This window comes from Massilia agrisoli, from assembly GCF_020831365.1.
GTDB classification, from domain to species: Bacteria; Pseudomonadota; Gammaproteobacteria; order Burkholderiales; family Burkholderiaceae_D; genus Telluria_A; species Telluria_A agrisoli.
The window spans coordinates 20,548-39,710 of sequence record NZ_JAJHPV010000021.1; the positions used below are offsets into that span (position 1 = coordinate 20,548).

18 protein-coding genes are annotated in these 19,163 nt (G+C 62.6%); 11 read left to right on the forward strand and 7 right to left on the reverse strand.

Translation table 11 applies throughout. The annotated features are described in order from the left end of the window. Window positions 1-62: 62 nt before the first annotated feature. From LMJ30_RS18920 to LMJ30_RS18930, 3 genes are all read right to left on the reverse strand, one after another. Window positions 63-1,139, reverse strand: coding sequence for a type II asparaginase (locus LMJ30_RS18920; protein WP_229434080.1), 1,077 nt, complete (start codon window positions 1,137-1,139; stop codon window positions 63-65). A 17-nt stretch (window positions 1,140-1,156) separates the two neighbouring features. Continuing rightward, a complete protein-coding gene (locus LMJ30_RS18925) occupies window positions 1,157-2,443 on the reverse strand; it encodes a metal-dependent hydrolase family protein (protein WP_229434081.1) in 1,287 nt (428 codons plus the stop codon). Window positions 2,444-2,587: 144 nt separating this feature from the next. Then, window positions 2,588-3,847: a dicarboxylate/amino acid:cation symporter gene (locus tag LMJ30_RS18930; protein ID WP_229434083.1), complete on the reverse strand. Its 1,260-nt coding sequence runs from the start codon at window positions 3,845-3,847 to the stop codon at window positions 2,588-2,590. 227 nt (window positions 3,848-4,074) lie between these two features. Here LMJ30_RS18930 and LMJ30_RS18935 point away from each other — a divergent pair, with 227 nt between their 5' ends. From LMJ30_RS18935 to LMJ30_RS18955, 5 genes are all read left to right on the forward strand, one after another. Beyond that, window positions 4,075-4,800, forward strand: coding sequence for an amino acid ABC transporter ATP-binding protein (locus LMJ30_RS18935; protein WP_229434502.1), 726 nt, complete (start codon window positions 4,075-4,077; stop codon window positions 4,798-4,800). Between the two features lie 80 nt (window positions 4,801-4,880). Further along, window positions 4,881-5,930: a dihydroorotase gene (gene pyrC / locus LMJ30_RS18940; RefSeq protein ID WP_229434085.1), complete on the forward strand. Its 1,050-nt coding sequence runs from the start codon at window positions 4,881-4,883 to the stop codon at window positions 5,928-5,930. Between the two features lie 5 nt (window positions 5,931-5,935). Continuing rightward, window positions 5,936-6,736, forward strand: a complete 801-nt coding sequence (locus tag LMJ30_RS18945) for a DUF3025 domain-containing protein (RefSeq protein WP_229434086.1) — start codon at window positions 5,936-5,938, stop codon at window positions 6,734-6,736. A 78-nt stretch (window positions 6,737-6,814) separates the two neighbouring features. Next, complete coding sequence (locus LMJ30_RS18950) at window positions 6,815-7,150, forward strand: hypothetical protein (protein ID WP_229434087.1); 336 nt, start codon at window positions 6,815-6,817, stop codon at window positions 7,148-7,150. A gap of 9 nt (window positions 7,151-7,159) precedes the next feature. After that, window positions 7,160-8,179: a Gfo/Idh/MocA family protein gene (locus LMJ30_RS18955; protein ID WP_229434088.1), complete on the forward strand. Its 1,020-nt coding sequence runs from the start codon at window positions 7,160-7,162 to the stop codon at window positions 8,177-8,179. Between the two features lie 72 nt (window positions 8,180-8,251). On the opposite strand, the gene recG is transcribed toward LMJ30_RS18955, so the two are convergent. Continuing rightward, window positions 8,252-10,303 (reverse strand): ATP-dependent DNA helicase RecG, encoded by a 2,052-nt coding sequence (gene recG, locus LMJ30_RS18960; protein WP_229434089.1) that lies wholly within the window; start codon window positions 10,301-10,303, stop codon window positions 8,252-8,254. A gap of 82 nt (window positions 10,304-10,385) precedes the next feature. On the opposite strand from recG, the gene queA reads away from it, so the two are divergent. The 5 genes from queA to secF all read left to right on the forward strand — a co-directional run bounded on the left by queA (window position 10,386) and on the right by secF (window position 16,116). Continuing rightward, window positions 10,386-11,408 (forward strand): tRNA preQ1(34) S-adenosylmethionine ribosyltransferase-isomerase QueA, encoded by a 1,023-nt coding sequence (gene queA, locus LMJ30_RS18965; protein WP_229434090.1) that lies wholly within the window; start codon window positions 10,386-10,388, stop codon window positions 11,406-11,408. Window positions 11,409-11,414: 6 nt separating this feature from the next. After that, entirely contained in the window at window positions 11,415-12,554 is a 1,140-nt protein-coding gene (gene tgt, locus LMJ30_RS18970) for a tRNA guanosine(34) transglycosylase Tgt (protein WP_229434091.1), read from the forward strand. Between the two features lie 251 nt (window positions 12,555-12,805). Next, the gene (gene yajC, locus LMJ30_RS18975) at window positions 12,806-13,141 is read left to right on the forward strand and encodes a preprotein translocase subunit YajC (RefSeq protein ID WP_229434092.1); all 336 of its coding nucleotides are present in this window, start codon (window positions 12,806-12,808) and stop codon (window positions 13,139-13,141) included. 55 nt (window positions 13,142-13,196) lie between these two features. Continuing rightward, entirely contained in the window at window positions 13,197-15,068 is a 1,872-nt protein-coding gene (gene secD / locus LMJ30_RS18980) for a protein translocase subunit SecD (protein ID WP_229434094.1), read from the forward strand. A 25-nt stretch (window positions 15,069-15,093) separates the two neighbouring features. After that, window positions 15,094-16,116: a protein translocase subunit SecF gene (gene secF, locus LMJ30_RS18985; RefSeq protein ID WP_229434095.1), complete on the forward strand. Its 1,023-nt coding sequence runs from the start codon at window positions 15,094-15,096 to the stop codon at window positions 16,114-16,116. Window positions 16,117-16,362: 246 nt separating this feature from the next. On the opposite strand, the gene LMJ30_RS18990 is transcribed toward secF, so the two are convergent. From LMJ30_RS18990 to LMJ30_RS19000, 3 genes are all read right to left on the reverse strand, one after another. After that, window positions 16,363-17,196, reverse strand: coding sequence for an HDOD domain-containing protein (locus LMJ30_RS18990; RefSeq protein ID WP_229434096.1), 834 nt, complete (start codon window positions 17,194-17,196; stop codon window positions 16,363-16,365). A gap of 78 nt (window positions 17,197-17,274) precedes the next feature. After that, window positions 17,275-17,559 carry a hypothetical protein gene (locus LMJ30_RS18995; protein ID WP_229434097.1) on the reverse strand — a complete coding sequence of 95 codons (285 nt, stop codon included), beginning with the start codon at window positions 17,557-17,559 and terminating at the stop codon, window positions 17,275-17,277. A gap of 14 nt (window positions 17,560-17,573) precedes the next feature. Next, window positions 17,574-18,026: a MarR family winged helix-turn-helix transcriptional regulator gene (locus LMJ30_RS19000; RefSeq protein WP_229434098.1), complete on the reverse strand. Its 453-nt coding sequence runs from the start codon at window positions 18,024-18,026 to the stop codon at window positions 17,574-17,576. A gap of 176 nt (window positions 18,027-18,202) precedes the next feature. Here LMJ30_RS19000 and LMJ30_RS19005 point away from each other — a divergent pair, with 176 nt between their 5' ends. Next, window positions 18,203-19,150 (forward strand): GlxA family transcriptional regulator, encoded by a 948-nt coding sequence (locus LMJ30_RS19005; protein ID WP_229434099.1) that lies wholly within the window; start codon window positions 18,203-18,205, stop codon window positions 19,148-19,150. Window positions 19,151-19,163: the final 13 nt, after the last annotated feature.

The window sequence follows — 19,163 nt, forward strand, 5'->3', positions numbered from 1 at the left end:
TGTTCAGGCTCATTCGGCGGAGGCGCCCTTCGGGCTTGTCCGCCCTACGGTTCGAGGCGGTGTTAGTAGGTGTAGAACATCCGCTGAATCTCTTTGGTGTTGTTCGTCTTCGTCAGCGCCAGCATCAGCAAAATGCGCGCCTTCTGCGGGCTGAGGGTGTCAGCCACCACAAAGTCCAGCTCATCGTCGTTGGCTTCGCCATTACGCGCCAGGATGCCCTGGCCGACGCGACTCGCGCGCACCACCACCACGCCTTTTGCACGCGCAGCCGACAGCGCCGGACGCACCTTCGCAGGCAAGCTGCCGTTGCCCACGCCCGCATGCACCAGTCCCTTGACGCCAGCGGCGACAAACGCATCGATCGCAGTCGGACCCACGTTCGCATACGCATAAGCCACGTCAACCTGCGGCAGCGCGTTGAGCGAGCTGATATCGAACTCGGTCTCGGTCGTGTGCTTGCGCGCTACCTGGCGGTAGAAAAACGGCTTACCGCCCTGGAAGTAGCCCAGCATGCCCAGTTCCGGCGTGCGGAAGGTGTCGACCATCGTGGTGTTCGACTTCGACACGTCGCGCCCTGCATGGATCTGGTCGCTCATCGACACCAGTACACCGCGGCCCACCGCATCAGGGCTGGCAGCCAGCGCCACCGCGTTGTACAGGTTGGCGGGGCCATCTGCCGAAATGGCGGTCGATGGGCGCATCGAGCCGACCAGCACGACCGGCTTTTTACTCTTCACAACCAGGTTCAGGAAGTACGCGGTTTCTTCCAGCGTGTCGGTGCCGTGCGTGATAACGATGCCGTGCACGTCCTTTTGCGCCAGCAGCGTGTTGACGCGCTTGGCCAAAGCCAGCCAGTGCTCGTTGCTCATGTTTTCGCTGGCGATCTGGAATACCTGCTCGCCGCTGACATTGGCGATCTTGGTCATCTCAGGCACTGCCTGGATCAGCGTCTGCACGCCGACGGTCGCGGCGGTGTAGCCAACCGTGGTAGTGCTGGTGGCGCCGGTGCCGGCGATGGTGCCGCCGGTGGCGAGGATGGTGACGTTGGCCAGTTTTGGATCGGCGGCATGCGCCGATGCGAGAGCGACCATGAGGCCCAGCAGCGCAACCATGGACTGCGCGGATTTATGAAACAACATACGGTCTCCTTTAAAAATTAAGGCTTCTTGTAGACGACGCCGTCTTTCATCACGAACTGAACCTGCTGCAAAATAGCCACGTTGCGCAGCGGATCGCCGCTGACGGCGATGATGTCGGCGGCGTAGCCAGGCTCGATCGAACCGAGGCGCTTGTCCTGGTCCAGCAGGGCTGCCGCGCCGAGAGTGGCGGAGCGGATCGCTTCCAGCGGCGGCATGCCCGCTTCGACCATGTAGACGAATTCCCTGGCGTTCTCACCGTGCGGGAATACGCCTGCATCGGTGCCGAACGCGATCTTCACGCCGGCCTTGTAGGCGCGGCCGAAGGTGGCCTGGATCTGCGGGCCGATGGCTGCTGCTTTTGGGCGCACCAGCGGCGAGTAGTAATCCGCTTCCTTGGCCTTGTCGGCGACATAGCGGCCTGCCGAGATGGTCGGCACGTAGAAGGTGCCGTGCTTCTTGACCAGCGCGATGGTCTCGTCGTCCATCATCGTGCCATGCTCGATCGAGTCGATGCCGGCGCGGACGGCGCGCTTCATGCCTTCGGCGCCGTGGGCGTGGGCGGCCACGCGGAAGCCGTAGTCGCGCGCGGTGCTGATAATGGCGCGCAGCTCGTCCTCGGTGTACTGCGAATTTTGTCCGCTGCGGGCCTGGCTCAGCACGCCGCCGGTCGCGGTCACCTTGATCAGGTCCGCGCCTTCCTTGTAGCGCGCACGCACGGCCTGGCGGGCTTCTTCCGGACTGTTGACGACGCCCTCGTTCGGACCCGGCGCGCCAAGCGCCTTGCTGAAGCGCTGCGAGAAGTTGTTGGTTGGGTCGGCGTGGCCGCCGGTGGTGGCGATCGATTTACCGGCAGTGAACATGCGCGGGCCGGGAATGGCGCCGGTAGCGATCGCGCGCTTGAGCGCGACGTTCAGGCCATCGGGGGCGCCGAGGTCGCGCACGGTGGTGAAGCCAGCCTTCAGCGTGCGGTCCGCATAGGCCACGGAGCGGTAGGCCAGGTCGGCCGGGTCGAAGCTGATGCTCTCGCGCAGGGCGTCGACCTGCTTTTGCGTCTCGCCGGTCAGGTGCACGTGCATGTCGATCAACCCCGGCATGCAGGAGTGCTTCGACAAGTCGATATGGTCCGCGCCCTGTGTCATCGGGCCGACCGACCTGATCGAGCCGTTTTCGACCACCACGCTGACGCGTTCAATCCACTTTCCGGCCTTGACGTCCAATAGCCGGCCGCAGTCGACCGTCTGGGTTGCGGCCTGCGCGAGACCGGTGGATGCAAGGAGAAGGCTCATCGCGGAAAGCTTCAGCATATTGGGTGCTCCAGGAGGTGATAGTGGCAAAAGAGGATACACGATTCAAAACGGAAAGTTTATAAAAAACGTAGGCTAAAAGACACGGGGCGGGATGCGTTAAACGCATACCCGCCCCGTGGCGTCGCGGCGATGGCGCCGTATTTACGGAAGCGGCTCCGTAGCCAGGTCTTTCTTGACCGGGTCGGTAAGCTCATTCTCCCATTTGGCCACGACGGCGGTAGCGATACCGTTGCCGATGACGTTGGTCGCCGAGCGCGCCATGTCGAGGAAGTGGTCGATGCCCAGCAGGAGCAGCAGGCCGGCTTCAGGGATGTTGAACTGGGTGAGGGTTGCGGCGATCACCACCAGCGACGCGCGCGGTACGCCAGCCATGCCCTTGGAGGTCAGCATCAGCACCAGCATCATCACGATCTGGGTCGACAGGTCCATCTCGATGCCGTAAGCCTGGGCGATGAACACGACGGCGAAGGTGCAGTACATCATCGAGCCGTCAAGGTTGAACGAGTAACCGACCGGCAGCACGAATGCCGCGATGCGGTTGCGCACGCCGAAGCGCTCCAGGCCTTCCAGGGTCTTCGGGAATGCGGCTTCCGACGACGCGGTCGAGAAAGCCAGCAGGGTCGGCTCGCGCAGTTCGCGCAGCAGGGCGAATACGCGCGGGCCCAGGAACATGAAGCCGGCGATCGTCAGCACGATCCACAGCAGCACGATACCGAAGTAGAACTCGGCCATGAAGATGCCGAAGGTCGACAGCACGCCGAGGCCCTTGCTGGCGATGGTGCCCGATACCGCTGCGAACACGGCGAGCGGCGCCAGGTTCATCACGTAGCCGGTCACTTTCAGCATCACGTGGGCGACGCCGTCGATGGCGTCGATCATCGCATTGGCGCGCGGCCCAACGGCGGCCGCTGCGGTACCGAAGAACAGCGAGAACACGACGATCTGCAGGATTTCGTTCTTTGCCATGCCATCGACGATCGACGACGGAATCAGGTGGGTGATGAATTCCTTGAGCGTGAGGCCGGTGGTGGCGATGCCGGACGCGGCATCGGCGGCAGGCACCATCGCGGTCAGCGCATCACCCGGGCGGAACAGGTTCACCAGGATCAGGCCAAGCGACAGCGAAATGACCGAAGCGATGACGAACCAGAGCATCGCCTTTAAGCCGATGCGGCCGACTTCCTTGGCGTCGCCCATCTTGGCGATGCCGACCACCAGCGTGGCGAACACCAGCGGCGCGATGATCATCTTAATCAGGCGCAGGAACATCGTCGAGATCAGCGACATGTAATCAGCGAACGTCCCGGGAGTGGCCATGCCGACGTTGGCCAGGTAGCCGACGACAACACCGGCGACAAGGCCGATCAGGATATAGATAGTCAGGCGGTTTCGATTATTCATGTGCTGCTGCGCTTTCTGAAAGGGTGTCGATCCGGGTAGGGAAAAGAAAGGACTGCCTGCCCCAGCCCGTTCTCGGGCAAAATAGCGTGATTTTGCGGGCGAGCGGGCCAGATGCTTTTGATCAATTTTACAAGTCCGGGCAGTATCCTAGGGGTAGAGGGTACTGTCAAGCTCGCCAATCAGGCGCTGTGGTGGGGCGTTAACGACCCGGGTAAATGAACAAAAATATGATCGAACTGAAGAATGTCAGCAAGTGGTATGGCAAGTTCCAGGTGCTGTCCGACTGCACCACCCAGGTCGCCAAAGGCGATGTCGTCGTCATTTGCGGGCCGTCCGGCTCCGGCAAGTCGACCCTGATCAAGACGGTCAACGGGCTCGAACCCTTCCAGCAAGGGCATGTGCTGGTCGATGGCGTCGAGGTCGGCAACCCGAAGACCAACCTGTCCAAGCTGCGCGCGCGCATCGGCATGGTGTTCCAGAACTTCGAGCTGTTCCCGCACCTGTCAGTGCGCGACAACCTCACGCTGGCGCAGGTGAAGGTGCTGGGCCGCACGCGCGAGGAAGCGACCGACAAGGGCCTCAAATACCTGGACCGGGTCGGCCTGCTGGCGCAGCAGGACAAGTTCCCGAGCCAGCTGTCGGGCGGCCAGCAGCAGCGCGTGGCGATTGCGCGCGCGCTGGCGATGGATCCGATCGCGATGCTGTTCGACGAGCCGACATCGGCGCTGGACCCGGAAATGATCAACGAAGTGCTCGACGTGATGGTCGGCCTGGCGCAGGAAGGCATGACCATGATGGTGGTCACCCATGAAATGGGCTTTGCGCGCAAGGTGGCGGACCGGATCATCTTCATGGACCATGGCCGCATCGTCGAGGACAGCCCGACCGAGGAATTCTTTACCCTGCCGCGCGCGGAGCGGGCGCGGGAGTTCCTGGCCAAGATCATCCACTAGCACGCTGGCTCACCGGGTGCCAGTGCGGAATCGGGCGCTGGAGCGGGTAAAATAACGCCATCCGTTTTCCGAAAGCCGCCATGTCCCTCATCGACACTCCCCAAAGCCTGACCATCGCCCGTCCCGACGACTGGCACCTGCACCTGCGCGACGGCGCAGCGATGGCCAGCGTGCTTCCGCACACGGCGCGCCAGTTCGCCCGCGCCATCGTGATGCCGAACCTGCGCCCGCCCATCACCACCACCGCGATGGCCCAGGCCTACCGCGAGCGCATCCTGGCCGCGCTGCCGGCCGGCATGCGCTTCGAACCTTTGATGACGCTTTACCTGACCGACAACACCGACCCCGACGAGATCCGCCGCGCGAAAGACAGCGGATTCGTTCACGCGGTCAAGCTGTACCCGGCAGGCGCGACTACCAATTCCGACGCCGGGGTGACCGACCTGGCGCGCTGCCACAAAACGCTGGAAGTGATGCAGGAACTCGACATGCCTTTCCTGGTGCACGGCGAAGTGACCGACCAGGACATCGACCTGTTCGACCGCGAAGCCGTGTTCATCGAGCGCGTCATGCGCCCGCTGCGCAAGAATTTCCCTGAACTGAAGATCGTCTTCGAGCACATCACCACCAGGGACGCGGCCCAGTACGTGGCCGAAGCCGAAGGGCCGATCGCGGCGACCATCACCGCGCACCACCTGCTCTACAACCGCAACGAGATCTTCAAGGGCGGCATCCGCCCGCACTACTACTGCCTGCCGGTGCTCAAGCGCGAAGAACACCGCCTGGCGCTGGTGACTGCGGCGACCAGCGGCGACGAACGCTTCTTCCTCGGCACCGACTCGGCGCCGCACGCCATCGGCGCAAAGGAAACCAGCTGTGGGTGCGCCGGCTGCTACACCGCGCTGCATGCGATGGAGCTGTACACCGAGGCGTTCGAGCGCGCGGGTGCGCTGGACAAGCTGGAAGCCTTCGCCAGCTTCTACGGCCCGGACTTCTACGAACTGCCGCGCAACACGGAAACCGTGACGCTCAAGCGCGAAACCTGGACGCTGCCTGAAACGGTGCCGATGGCCGATGCGCAGCTGGTCCCGCTCAACAGCGGCGAGGCGATCAACTGGAAGATGCTCTAAACCAGATGCTGGAGACGATTGACTGGACGCGCCGCTGGTATGACTCGGTGCGTCCGGCCTTTGCCCGCATAGGCCAGGGCGCGGGCAGTGTCAGTGCGGCGCTTAATGCTGGCGCTGCCGGCCTTGGCCTTTGCAACGCGGCGGGACTGCCAATTCGCTTCGTTCCCCAAGCCGAACTGCCGGAAGGACAGGCTTACGAACAGTTCATCGGCGCGACCGGATGCGTGCCCACGCGCGACAACCTGCACGACTTCTTCAACGGCCTGGTGTGGCTCACCTTCCCGCGTATCAAACAGCAGCTTAACGCCCTGCAGGCGGCGCAGATCGCCGTGGCGGGTATCGGCAAGTGGCGTGGGCCTGCGCGCGATGCGGCCACCATCTTCGACGAGAACGCGGCCCTGCTGGTGGTGCGCGACAGCGACGGCGCGCGCGGCCTTATCGAGGCATTGCGCGGTCATCGATGGACCGAGGCCCTGTTCGAGCGCCGCGCCCAGTTCGGGACCGACGTCCAGCCCTGGCTGTTCGGCCATGCGCTGATGGAAAAGCTGGTCGCGCCGCGCAAGGCGATCACCGCGCACACGCGCGTCGTGGTGGCTCCCGATGCATACTTCGCGCTCGGCTGGGACGCACAGCGCAGCTGGATCGACGACACAGTGGCTGCGCAACTGGCCGCGGACAACCTGACGACAGCGTCCTTCACGCCGCTTCCCGTACTCGGCATCCCCGGCTGGTACGAGGGACAGGACGAAGCGTTTTATGGCGATACGAGCGTGTTCCGGCCAAAACGGGCAAGCGCCGGCCCCTGACAGGTCTGACAGTGTCGAGGTTCGCGCCGATACTGGAGAATACGAGTTCATTTTCCAGTCATCCTCGAAAGAACTTCAATGCTGATCCGTTCAATCCTGCTCGCCAGCGCACTCGCCTTGCCACAAGCCAGCCATGCCGACCCGGTCCCCAAGGACAAGCTGCACTATGTGGGCGAATGGACGGGAAAGCAGATGCGACTGCAAATCGAAAAAGATGGGAAGATTCAGTATGAGCGGATCCGGGAAAGCAAGCGCGTCGACCTGAACATTGAACTGAAGGGCTTTAACGGCGACAGCTTCGACGCGGGCTTCAGCCTGATCCGGTCGACTTTCCTCGTCAACAAGCCGCCGCACCGCGCTGGCGGCGTGTGGAAGATGATCGTCGACGGCGTTGAACTGATAAAGATTGAATAAGGATGAGATATGGCTGACGAGGTTCGCTGGGGAATAATCGGTACCGGGAAGATCGCGCGGGCGTTTGCCACTGCGCTGAAGGACACCCCGGGTGCGGTGCTGGCAGCAGTGGGATCGCGCCGCATGGACAGCGCGCTCGCCTTCGGCGCCGATTTCGCCCTGCCCGACCGCGCCTGCTACGGCTCGTATGAGGAAGTAGCCAGCGCCACCGATGTCGACATCGTCTATATCGGCACCCCGCACCCGATGCATGCCGAGAACGCGGCCATGGCGCTTAATGGCGGCAAGGCTGTGCTGTGCGAAAAGCCGTTCACGATGAACCGCCGCGAAGCCGGGCAGCTGGTGGCGCTGGCACGTTCGAAAAAGCTGTTCTTGATGGAAGCGATGTGGACGCGCTACCTGCCGGCGATCGATGAAGTCCGCCGTATCATCGCGTCGGGCGAGATCGGCAAGCCAAGGCAGGTGATCGCCGACTTCGGCTTTACGGCGGCGGTCGATAACGAACACCGTTTGCTTAACCCGGAACTGGGCGGCGGCGCGCTGCTCGACCTGGGCATCTACCCCTTGTCGATCGCGGCATACCTGCTGGGCCCCGTCGCATCGGTACAGGCGCAGGCAGAAATCGGCGCTACCGGTGTCGATGTGCAGACCGGGTTCGTGATGAAGCATGAAGGTGGCGGCATGTCGGTGTGCAGCTGCTCGATCCAGGCGCGCACGCCGGCCGAGCTGACCGTGTCGGGCGACCTTGGCCATATCCGGATGAATACGATGTTCCATCGCGCGCCATCGATCAGCGTGTCGCTGGCGGATGGCACTTCGCGTACCGTGCCGACGCCGTATGCCGGGAACGGATACGCCTACGAGGCTGTCGAAGCAGGGCGCTGCCTCAAGGAAGGGCTGCTTGAAAGTCCACGCATGCCGCTCGACGAGACGCTGGCGCTGATGGGCGTGCTCGACGAGATCCGCGACCAGATTGGGTTGCGTTATGCGGCTGATGCGGCGCGCTGGCCAGAGGGCGCTGACATCTGATGTCGTTCCCGCGAACGCGGGAACCTAGCGCGTGCATGCTCAGCATGGGTTCCCGCCTTCGCGGGAACGACGTTACACTTTCAGGAATTCCTCGCGGCCGCCGAGCCACCGCGCGAGGTGCGCTTCGACCGTGTCTTCATCCGCTTCGTGCAGCAGCGAGTGCGCCACGTCGCGCGCCTGCTCGACCAGCCACTGGTCGGTTTCCAGGTCCGCAAAGCGCAGCATCGCCTGGCCCGACTGCCGCGCACCGAGGAACTCGCCCGGTCCGCGTATCTCCAGGTCGCGCCGCGCAATCTCGAAGCCGTCGGTAGTTTCGCGCATCGTCATCAGGCGCTGCTTGGCCACGCCGCCCAGCGGGCTCTGATACAGCAGCAGGCAGACACTGGCCGCTGAACCACGGCCGACCCGCCCGCGCAGCTGGTGCAGCTGCGACAGGCCGAAGCGTTCGGCGTGCTCGATCACCATCAGCGATGCATTCGGCACGTCCACGCCCACTTCGATGACGGTGGTGGCGACCAGCACATGCACTTCGCCGGCCGCAAAAGCGTCCATCACCTGCTGCTTTTCGGCCGGCTTGAGACGCCCGTGCACCAGCCCGACCTGCAAATCGGGCAGCGCTTCGGCCAGCATTGCGTGCGTATCGGTCGCGGTTTGCAGCTGCAGCGCTTCCGATTCCTCGATCAGCGGGCAGACCCAGTAGACCTGGCGGCCTTCCTGCGCCGCCGCGTGCACGCGCTCGATCACTTCGTCGCGCCGGTTCTGGTCGATGGCGCGCGTGACGATCGGGCTACGCCCTGGCGGCAGTTCGTCGATGATCGATACTTCCAGGTCGGCGTAGTAGGTCATCGCCAGCGTGCGCGGTATCGGCGTGGCTGACATCATCAGCTGGTGCGGCGTGCGGCCCTGTGCGCCCTTGTTGCGCAAGGTGAGGCGCTGGCCGACGCCGAAGCGGTGCTGTTCGTCGACGATCACCAGGCCCAGCCTGGCGAACTGCACGGTGTCCTGGATCAGCGCGTGGGTGCCGATGACAAGCTGCGCTTCGCCCGATTCCACCAGCGCCGTCGCCGCCAGTTTCTCTTTTTTCTTCAGGCTGCCGGTCAGCCACGCAACCTTGACGCCCAACGGTTCGAGCCACGCGGCGATTTTGCGGAAGTGCTGGTCCGCGAGGATTTCGGTCGGCGCCATCAACGCGGCCTGGTAGCCGCTGTCGATGGCCTGCGCCGCCGCCAGCGCGGAGACGATCGTCTTGCCGCTGCCGACGTCGCCCTGCAGCAGGCGCTGCATCGGGAAGGGCTGCGTCAGGTCGAAACGGATCTCCTTCAGCACGCGCTGCTGCGCGCCCGTCAACTTGAACGGCAGTATGCGCATGAAGGCTTCCGACAGCGTGCCGACCGCATCGAGCACCGGAGCGCCCTTGCTGCGGCGCGCGACCTGCGCGCGCTTGAGCGACAGCTGCTGGGCCAGCAGCTCGTCGAACTTCATCCGCACCCACGCGGGGTGCGAGCGGTCGACCAGCGCGTTCGGGTCGACTTCCTGCGGCGGATAGTGCAGCAGCCTGACAGCTGGCTCGAAATCGCTCAACTGCATGCGCGCGCGCAGCTGGGGCGGCAGCGTGTCGCGCCAGTCGACGCGCTTCATCGCGTCCGAAATCGCGCGCCGCAAAATGGCTTGTGACAGCCCTTCGCCGGAAGGGTAGACTGGCGTGAGCGCCGTCGGCAGCGGGGCGCCTTCGTTGATGACCTTGTAAGCAGGGTGCACCATCTCGGCGCCGAAGAAACCGTGCTTGAGTTCTCCGCGGGCGCGCACGCGCGTGCCTTCCGCCAGCTGTTTGGTCTGGCTGCCATAGAAATTCATGAAGCGCAGCAGGACGTCGCCGGTTTCGTCGGCGATGGTCACCAGCAGCTGGCGCCGCGGCCGGAAGCTGATTTCGTTCTTGGTTACGACGCCTTCGACCTGCGATACGTGGCCGCCGCGCAGGCAGGCTTCGCGGATCGACACCACCTGGGTTTCGTCCTCGTAGCGCATCGGCAGGTGCAGCACCAGGTCCATGTCGCTGCGCAGGCCCAGCCTGGCGAGCTTGCTTTCGTTGGTTTTTGGCGCCGTTTTCGGTTTAGTTGAGGGCATATCGCGGTAAAATAGAGGGTTGCCCTTTGTGCGTAAGCGCTATTGTAAGGCCCTCGTTATTCATTTTTCCAGAATTAGCAGAATGTACTCGCTTTCCGATTTCGATTTTAACCTGCCGCCCGAACGCATCGCACAGCTGCCGCTGCCGGATCGCAGCGCGTCGCGCCTGCTCCATCTCGACGGCGCGCAGATTATTGACCGCCGCTTTGCCGACATCGTCGACCTGCTGCAGCCGGGCGACCTGTTGGTGATGAACGACACGCGCGTGCTGAAGGCGCGCTTCTTCGGCGTCAAGGAAACCGGCGGTAACGTCGAGGTGCTGGTCGAGCGCGTGCTGGATAACCGCACCGTGCTGGCCCAGGTGCGCGCGTCGAAGTCGCCCAAGCCGGGCATGAAGATGCGCCTGGCCGATGCCTTCGAGGTGACGGCGGGCGAGCGCGCCGGCGAATTCTTCACATTGACGTTCGAGGGCGACGTGTTCGACCTGATCGAAGCGCACGGCCGCCTGCCGCTGCCGCCGTACATCGAGCATGACGCCGACGAATTCGACGAGAACCGCTACCAGACCGTGTATTCGAAAGAGCCGGGCGCGGTTGCGGCGCCTACGGCCGGCCTGCACTTCGACGAGGCGCTGCTGGCCAAACTGAAGGACAAGGGCGTCAACTTCGCCTTCGTCACGCTGCACGTGGGCGCCGGGACCTTCCAGCCGGTGCGGGTCGAGGCGCTGGCCGAGCACAAGATGCACACCGAGTGGTACACCGTGCCGCAGGCAACCGTCGATGCGGTGCGCGCGGCGAAAGCGGCTGGCCGCGATGTGGTCGCCGTCGGCACCACCAGCCTGCGGGCGCTGGAATCGGCGTCGCAGTCGGGCGAGCTGGTGGCGGGCAGCGCCGACACGGCCCTGTTCATCACGCCGGGCTACACCTTCAAGACCGTTTCGCGGCTCATCACCAACTTCCACCTGCCGAAGTCGACGCTGCTGATGCTGGTGTCGGCGTTTGCCGGTTTTGACGAGATCCGCGCGGCCTACGCCCACGCGATCGCCAATGAATACCGCTTTTTCAGCTATGGCGACGCCATGCTGCTCACTACACAGAACAAGTAGGACACGATGCTCGAATTTACACTCCTGAAAAAGGACACCAGCGGCCTGTCGCATGCGCGCCGCGGCCGTCTGAAGCTCAACCACGGCACGATCGAAACGCCGATCTTCATGCCGGTCGGGACCTATGGCTCGGTCAAGGCGATGTCGCCGCTCGAGCTGAAAGAGATCAAGTCGCAGATCATCCTTGGAAACACCTTCCACCTTTGGCTGCGCCCGGGTACCCAGGTGCTCGACAAGTTCGGCGGCCTGCACGGCTTCATGGGCTGGAATGGCCCGATCCTGACCGATTCCGGCGGTTTCCAGGTGTTTTCGCTGGGCGCAATGCGCAAGATTACGGAAGAGGGCGTTAAATTCGCCTCGCCGATCGACGGCGGCAAGCTGTTCCTGTCGCCGGAAATCTCGATGCAGATCCAGAAGTCGCTCAATTCGGACATCGTGATGCAGTTCGACGAATGCACGCCGTACGAAATCGACGGCCGCCCGGCCACGTCCGAAGAAGCGGCCAAGTCGATGCGCATGTCGCTGCGCTGGGCCCAGCGCTCGATGAACGAGTTCAAGGCGGGCGAGAACCCCAACGCGCTGTTCGGCATCGTCCAGGGCGGCATGTACGAGAAGCTGCGCGACGAGTCGCTTGAAGGCCTGGAGAACATCAATTTCACCGGCCTGGCGATTGGCGGCCTGTCGGTGGGCGAGCCGAAGGAAGACATGATGCGCATCCTGGCGCACGTGGGTCCGAAGCTGCCTGAAAACAAGCCGCACTACCTGATGGGCGTCGGTACGCCGGAAGACCTGGTCGAAGGCGTGGCCAACGGCGTCGACATGTTCGACTGCGTGATGCCGACCCGGAATGCCCGCAACGGCTGGCTGTTCACCCGTTTTGGCGACATCAAGATCAAGAACGCCCGTTACAAGGAAGACAATACGCCGCTGGATGAAACGTGCAGCTGCTACTGCTGTCAGAACTTCACGCGCGCTTACCTGCATCACCTGCACCGCTCGAAGGAGATCCTGGGTGCGCGCCTGAACACGATCCACAACCTGCATTACTACCTGCAGCTGATGCAGGATATGCGCGATGCGATCGATGAGGACCGCTTCCACGCATTCCGCCTGCAGTTCAATGCGGAGCGGTCGCGGGGGATTTGAGCACGTCGTTCCCGCGAAAGCGGGAACCCATGCTGAGTTCGCTTGATCGATAACTTTGGTGATATCGCAAGTTCAGCGTGGGTTCCCGCATTTGCGGGAACGACGTTGTTTGGTGTAGTGGAAACTTTTTTGTAAATACTTGCAATAAGAATTACGGCCACAACATGGCCGGAAATGACTTGCATCATCCCAGCCGGTGCTAGAATACAGCGCTACTTTTTTTACCAGACTAACTAACAAACGGAGTCACCGTGTTTATTTCCAACGCTTATGCGCAAGCTGCAGCCCCAGCAGCAGATCCTGGCCTGATGGGCAGCCTGTCGACCTTCCTGCCACTGATCCTGATGTTCGTGGTCATGTATTTCCTCATGATCCGTCCACAGCAAAAGCGCGCTAAAGAACAGAAGGCCATGATGGACGCGCTTGCCAAAGGCGACGAAGTCATCACCGCAGGCGGCATCCTGGGCAAGGTCAGCAAGGTCAGCGACACCTACGTGACCATCGAAGTTGCTGCAAACACCGAGATCACCGTGCAGAAGCACTCGATCACCACGCTGCTGCCAAAAGGCACCATCAAGTCCCTGTAAGCCTGACGGGCGGCTATTCGCCGCCCGCCTGCTCAACATCGAACGCTGGAACACTATGAATCGCTATCCCGTCTGGAAATACGTCCTGATCGTCGTCGCGCTGCTGCTAGCTGCGCTGTACACGGCACCTAACTACTTCGTGGAATCGCCGGCCCTGCAAGTTACGACTGGCAAGGCAACGGTCAAGATCAGCGACGACACCGCCGCACAGGTCGAGTCCGCGCTGAAGTCCGCAGGCATCGCCACCGATGGCATCTCCCGCGACGGGACAGGCAGCAGTAGTTATGTGCGCGCGCTGTTCGGCACCACCGACGAGCAGTTCAAGGCCAAGCTGGCGCTGGAACGCGCGCTCAACCGCGACCCGGCTGACCCGGATTACATCGTCACCGTCAACCTGGTCAAGACTGTGCCGGCCTGGATGCAGTCGCTGGGCGCCACGCCGATGAACCTCGGCCTCGACTTGCGCGGCGGCGTGCACTTCCTGCTCCAGGTCGATGCCGCAGCCACGCTCGACACCCGCGTCAAAGGTATCCAGTCGACCGTTCGCAGCCAGCTGCGCGAAAAGAATGTGCGCCACGCTGGTATTGAGCGTGTCGGCAATGCCATCGAGATCAATTTCCGCGATGTCGCCACCCGCACCGCGGCCCGCGAAGCGCTCGCCAACCAGTCGGCGGACCTGGCGTTTGCCGACCGCGGCGAAGGCGAAGACCTGAAGCTGGTCGTCACCATGAAGCCGGAAGCGCTCAAGCGCACCGTGGAAGAGGGCGTCAAGCAGAACATTGCCACCCTGTCCAAGCGGATCAACGAACTGGGCGTGACCGAGCCGATCATCGCCCAGCAAGGCCTCGAACGTATCGTGGTCCAGCTGCCAGGCGTGCAGGACGTGGCGCACGCCAAGGACATCATCGGCCGTACCGCCACCCTGGAACTGCGCATGGTCGATAAGTCGGTTGTGCCTGGCACTGAATCGGCTGCCGCCATTCCGCTGAACTCGGAACTGTTTGGTCCTGAGCAGGGTGGTCCGCTGGTCGTGTCGAAAGACGTGATTTTGACCGGCGACTACATTTCGAGCGCGGTAGCAAGCTTCGACCAGAACCAGCAGCCGGCAGTATCGCTCGACCTGAACGGCGACGGCGGCCGCAAGATTCGCCTGGCGACGCGCGACAACATCGGCCAGCGCATGGCGATTTTGCTGAAAGAAAAAGGCAAGTACACGATCCTGTCGGCGCCAACCATCCAGAGCGAACTGGGCAGCAGCTTCCAGATCACCAACATGGGAAGCGCCGAGAAGTCGACCGAACTGGCGCTGCTGCTGCGTTCGGGCGCACTGTCGGCACCGATGGAAGTCATCGAAGAGCGCGTGGTCGGCCCGCAGCTGGGCGCCGAGAACATCGCCAAGGGCTTGTACTCGACCGTGTACGGCTTTATCGCGATCGCCATCTTCATGGTTTTGTACTACCACCTGTTCGGTATCTTCAGCTCGCTGGCCCTGGCGGCGAACGTGCTGTTCCTGCTCGCACTGCTCTCCTTCCTGGGTGTCACCCTGACCTTGCCTGGCATTGCCGCGATCGCGCTGGCGCTGGGTATGGCGATTGACTCGAACGTGCTGATTAACGAGCGTATTCGTGAAGAACTGCGTGCCGGTAACAGCCCGCAAGCGTCGATTGCCGCCGGCTTCGACCGCGCATGGGCAACCATTCTCGACTCGAACATCACGACCCTGATTGTCGGTATTGCACTGCTGGTGTTCGGTTCCGGACCGGTCCGCGGCTTTGCAATCGTGCACTGCCTGGGCATCCTGACCTCGATGTTCTCTGCGGTCTTCGTGTCGCGCGGCGTCGTCAACCTCTGGTACGGCCGCAAGAAAAAGCTGTCCAAAGTGTCGATCGGTACCGTCTGGACTCCTGGCCTGTCGGTCGAGAAATAATTAGCACTTACTACTAGGATTCGAGATGGAATTTTTCCGCATCAAGAAAGATATTCCCTTCATGCGCCATGCGTTGATCTTCAACGTGATTTCGGCGCTGACCTTCGTGGCAGCCGTTTTCTTCATCGCGACCAAAGGCCTGCACCTGTCGGTGGAGTTCATGGGCGGCACCGTGATGGAGCTGAAGTACCCGGTGGCGGCGAACACGGAGAAGATCCGTGGCGAACTGACCAAGCTGGGCTACGAGCATCCGGAAGTGGCAACCTTCGGTAATGCGCAGGAAGTCATGCTGCGCCTGCCGATCATCAAATCGGTGTCCGGCGCGGCCGGCTCGCAGCTCGTCTTCAACGGGCTGTGCAAGGCCGAAGGCGGCACCACGCGCCAGCTCAATTCGGTAACGCCGCAAGGCCAGAACGTGGCCAAGACGGGCTGCTTCGACAGCGCCGGTAAAGAAGTGCTGCACCTGCAGAAAGTCGAATTCGTCGGCCCGCAGGTGGGCGACGAACTGGCGCAGAATGGCCTGAACGCACTGATCATGGTGATCGTGGGCGTGATGATTTACCTGGCAGTGCGCTTCGAGTGGAAATATGCGGTCGCGGCTATCCTGGCCAACCTGCACGACGTGGTGATCATCCTCGGCTTCTTTGCGTTCTTCCAGTGGGAGTTCTCGCTGACCGTGCTGGCCGCGGTGCTGGCGGTGCTGGGTTACTCGGTCAACGAATCGGTGGTTATTTTCGACCGGATTCGCGAGAACTTCCGCAAGCAGCGTAAATCAAGCGTGAGCGAAGTAATCAACAGCGCGATTACCGGCACCATCTCGCGGACCATCATCACCCACGGTTCGACCCAGATGATGGTGCTGTCGATGCTGATCTTCGGCGGCCCGTCGCTGCATTACTTCGCGATGGCGCTAACCATTGGCATCTTGTTCGGTATCTACTCGTCGGTGTTCGTGGCCGCGGCAATCGCAATGTGGCTGGGCATCAAGCGTGAAGACCTGATCAAGCCGGTGGTCCAGAAAGACGAGACCGACGGCGCCGTCGTGTAACAATTCGCCGCCCCTTCACGGGGCGGCACCTTGCGCCAGATCAAGAGGGAAACGCGCGTTTCCCTCTGGCGCACACATCCCCGGCGCGATCCCGCGCAACTCATCCGGAAACTTAATTGCAAATTGTGTGTGTTCACGCACAGAGCGGGTATCGCCATGGCGTTAAAGTGGAGCTGTCTCTTTCAGGACATCCCTAGTTTTGGACTTGGCCCGCTCTCGTAGCGGGCGTTTTTTTGCCCGAAAGGTTTACAGCAGGGCGGACGCCAGGCTGCGCACTTCCTCGGCCGATTCGTCCAGGATGCTCTGCAGGCTGCCATCGCCAATGACGAAGTCGATGGTGGAGGCTGCCTGCAGGGAAGTGGCGCCGGCACGCACGTGCAGGGGAGAAGGCACTTGCGCGAGATCATTTGCCAACAACAAGGTGTCGCCCAGCGATTCCGGAGGCAGGGCGCGCATGCCATGCCACATGGCTTCAATTGCCTCCATCACCGTTGCCGGGACGCCAAGCTTGGCCAGCACGCCACGGCCGATGGCCGTTTCACCGAACTCGATCCATTCTTCCGGTTCGCCATCGAGCAGGCCCGGGAACTCCTCGGCCCGCGACAGCACATAGAAACTGCCGACCTCATGGACGATGCCTGCAAACAGCGCGGTTTCCGGGTCGGTCTTGGTGACCCGGCGGGCGATGACTTGCGCCAGCGCCGCCACGTGGGTCGAATGGCGCCACAGCTGGTCGGCCATGGCGCGCAGCTGCGGGTGGGTGATCTTGCTGTCGAGCTGGCGCACGATGACAGCGGCGACCAGCGCATTGAGCGTACGGAAACCCACGCGCTGGATAGCTGCGCGTACATTCGTCACTTCGTTGCCGGCGCGCTTGTAGGCGACCGAATTGGCAATCGCCACGGCACGCGCGGCAAGCAGCGGTTCAGCCTGGACCAGGCGCGCCGCGGTATCGGTATCGCAATCCGGATCGTCGAGGGCGCGCTGGAGCTTCAGCGTCGCATCGAGATTGGTCGGAAAGGTAAGTTCGCCGCGGCTTGCCTCAGCTGCAAGGCTTTTGAAGGCTTCAAGTCTGTCCATGGGGAAATTCTACTCCAGTAAACAGGCCATCCGCCGAAAAAGATGCCTTGCGGCACTTTTTTGCGACAAGATTACGGCTTACGCCTCGGCGAAGATGGCGTCGCAGCCTTCGCGGGTCTCTTCCACGTCGGCCAGCTCATCGACCAGCTCCATGTCTTCCAGCTCTTCGACGGCGTTGACATAGCTGTTCATCTTGGTGGCGCCGATCAGGCGGTAGATGTCGCCATCGTCGTTGCGCACGCCGATCACCATCTTCTCCGCGCGCACTTCGTCGGGCGTGACCGACTCCAGCAGCAGGTTGCCAGTGATTTGCTTATCGAATTTTGCAGGCTTGACGCCATCGAGCAGGGTAGTTTTGAGCATTTTTTATCGTCAATTCAGGAATGTGGGGGATCGGCAGCCGCAGCGCCGGCAATCAGGTTGCGCAGCTTGAGCAAGGACGCATCCAGGTCGGCGAAATCGGCCTCGGAGTACGTCTCGAACAACTTCTTGCCCTGCGCCACGACCACCGGGAAAGCCTGGTGGAAGGTTTCATCGCCTTTCGGCGTCAGGCGCACGAAGAACGAACGCTTATCCTCGCTACTGCGCTCGCGTGCAACAAGGCCTTTCTGCTCCAGCCGTTCAATCACGCCGGTCAGGGTGCCTTTAGTAATCAAGGTACGCTCGCCCAGCTCCTTGTACGTCATGCCGGGCGTGTTGCCGAGCGTGGCGATGATATCGAACTGGGCATGGGTCAAACCGCAAGCGCGGACCGATTCACCGGAGAAGCGCTCGAAGCCCTGCAGGCATTCCGCCAGCAGCCGCACACTCTTTAGATATCGTTCACCCATGGGGCGCAATTATAGCCGCCTGCGCCGGATCGCAGTTGCGCCCCGTCGCTATCGAGGGAAAACGAGGGCTGGACAAGACCGCTGCTGTTGATCTCCGGTATGATATGAGGTATGCAATCCTGAGCCGCTCCAAGGGCTCCCGCCACCCGAGTACATGACACGCCTCCCGCAGTCCGATGCCGTCCGCTGACCTCTCCCGCCTTGCGCAGGAGAAGCCGCTGCGCGTCCTGCTGATCCATGCCGGCGAGCCTGACTCGCTCAGCTGGGCCGGCCTGTACCAGCCGCTGCGGCTCGCCGCCAAGCTGCTCGGGCCCGAACGCCTGCACGTCGACGTGCGCAGTCCCGACAAATTCCCCACAGACATCCAGCGCCACTGGCATTTGGTGCTGCTGGTTGCCGACGAAGCCCAGGCCGCGCTCAAGCCCGGCAACATCCGTGTCGTGATCGAGCGCTGCCGCTCGGCCGCGTTCTGGGGCGGGGTAGGCGCCGGGGTGCTTTGGCTGGCGGACGCCGGCGTGCTGTCGGGCGTGCGCACGGCGCTGCCGTGGTCGCTGTACCCGGACGCCGACTCGATCGACGAGCACACCATGTTCACGCCCAACCTGTTCGAAATCGACGGCGCCCACCTGACCTGCTGCGGCGGCGCGGCCAGCATCGACTTCGCGCTGACCCTGGTGGAAGCGATTTTCGGTGCCGGCATCCAGAGCCAGATCAAGGAACAGCTCTGCATCGACCGCGTGCGCGGCAAGGACGAACGGCAGCGGGTAGCACTGCAGGCGCGCTTCGGCGCCTTGCAGCCGAAGCTGACGGAAGCGGTATCGCTGATGGAAGCCAACATCGAAGAACCGCTGTCGACGGACGACATTGCCAATCTTGTAGGGATCTCGCGGCGCCAGCTCGAACGCCTGTTCAAACAATACCTCGGCAGCCTGCCATCGCGCTACTACCTCGAGCTGCGGCTACAGCGCGCGCGGCAACTACTCCAAAGCACCAACAACTCGATCGTGCAGGTCGGGCTGATGTGTGGCTTCTCGAGTGGCTCGCACTTCTCCACCGCCTTCGGCGCCCTGTTCGGCAACACCCCCCGCGAAGAACGCCAGCGCAAGCTCAGCGGCACCAATTAAAACAGCAAAAGTT

Excerpts from the sequence above, each read along its gene's own strand:
- LMJ30_RS18920 (WP_229434080.1), bottom strand. The coding sequence starts at position 1,139 with ATGTTGTTTCATAAATCCGCGCAGTCCATGGTTGCGCTGCTGGGCCTC.
- LMJ30_RS18925 (WP_229434081.1), bottom strand. The coding sequence starts at position 2,443 with ATGCTGAAGCTTTCCGCGATGAGCCTTCTCCTTGCATCCACCGGTCTC.
- LMJ30_RS18930 (WP_229434083.1), bottom strand. The coding sequence starts at position 3,847 with ATGAATAATCGAAACCGCCTGACTATCTATATCCTGATCGGCCTTGTC.
- LMJ30_RS18935 (WP_229434502.1), top strand. The coding sequence starts at position 4,075 with ATGATCGAACTGAAGAATGTCAGCAAGTGGTATGGCAAGTTCCAGGTG.
- pyrC (WP_229434085.1), top strand. The coding sequence starts at position 4,881 with ATGTCCCTCATCGACACTCCCCAAAGCCTGACCATCGCCCGTCCCGAC.
- LMJ30_RS18945 (WP_229434086.1), top strand. The coding sequence starts at position 5,936 with ATGCTGGAGACGATTGACTGGACGCGCCGCTGGTATGACTCGGTGCGT.
- LMJ30_RS18950 (WP_229434087.1), top strand. The coding sequence starts at position 6,815 with ATGCTGATCCGTTCAATCCTGCTCGCCAGCGCACTCGCCTTGCCACAA.
- LMJ30_RS18955 (WP_229434088.1), top strand. The coding sequence starts at position 7,160 with ATGGCTGACGAGGTTCGCTGGGGAATAATCGGTACCGGGAAGATCGCG.
- recG (WP_229434089.1), bottom strand. The coding sequence starts at position 10,303 with ATGCCCTCAACTAAACCGAAAACGGCGCCAAAAACCAACGAAAGCAAG.
- queA (WP_229434090.1), top strand. The coding sequence starts at position 10,386 with ATGTACTCGCTTTCCGATTTCGATTTTAACCTGCCGCCCGAACGCATC.
- tgt (WP_229434091.1), top strand. The coding sequence starts at position 11,415 with ATGCTCGAATTTACACTCCTGAAAAAGGACACCAGCGGCCTGTCGCAT.
- secD (WP_229434094.1), top strand. The coding sequence starts at position 13,197 with ATGAATCGCTATCCCGTCTGGAAATACGTCCTGATCGTCGTCGCGCTG.
- secF (WP_229434095.1), top strand. The coding sequence starts at position 15,094 with ATGGAATTTTTCCGCATCAAGAAAGATATTCCCTTCATGCGCCATGCG.
- LMJ30_RS18990 (WP_229434096.1), bottom strand. The coding sequence starts at position 17,196 with ATGGACAGACTTGAAGCCTTCAAAAGCCTTGCAGCTGAGGCAAGCCGC.
- LMJ30_RS18995 (WP_229434097.1), bottom strand. The coding sequence starts at position 17,559 with ATGCTCAAAACTACCCTGCTCGATGGCGTCAAGCCTGCAAAATTCGAT.
- LMJ30_RS19000 (WP_229434098.1), bottom strand. The coding sequence starts at position 18,026 with ATGGGTGAACGATATCTAAAGAGTGTGCGGCTGCTGGCGGAATGCCTG.
- LMJ30_RS19005 (WP_229434099.1), top strand. The coding sequence starts at position 18,203 with ATGCCGTCCGCTGACCTCTCCCGCCTTGCGCAGGAGAAGCCGCTGCGC.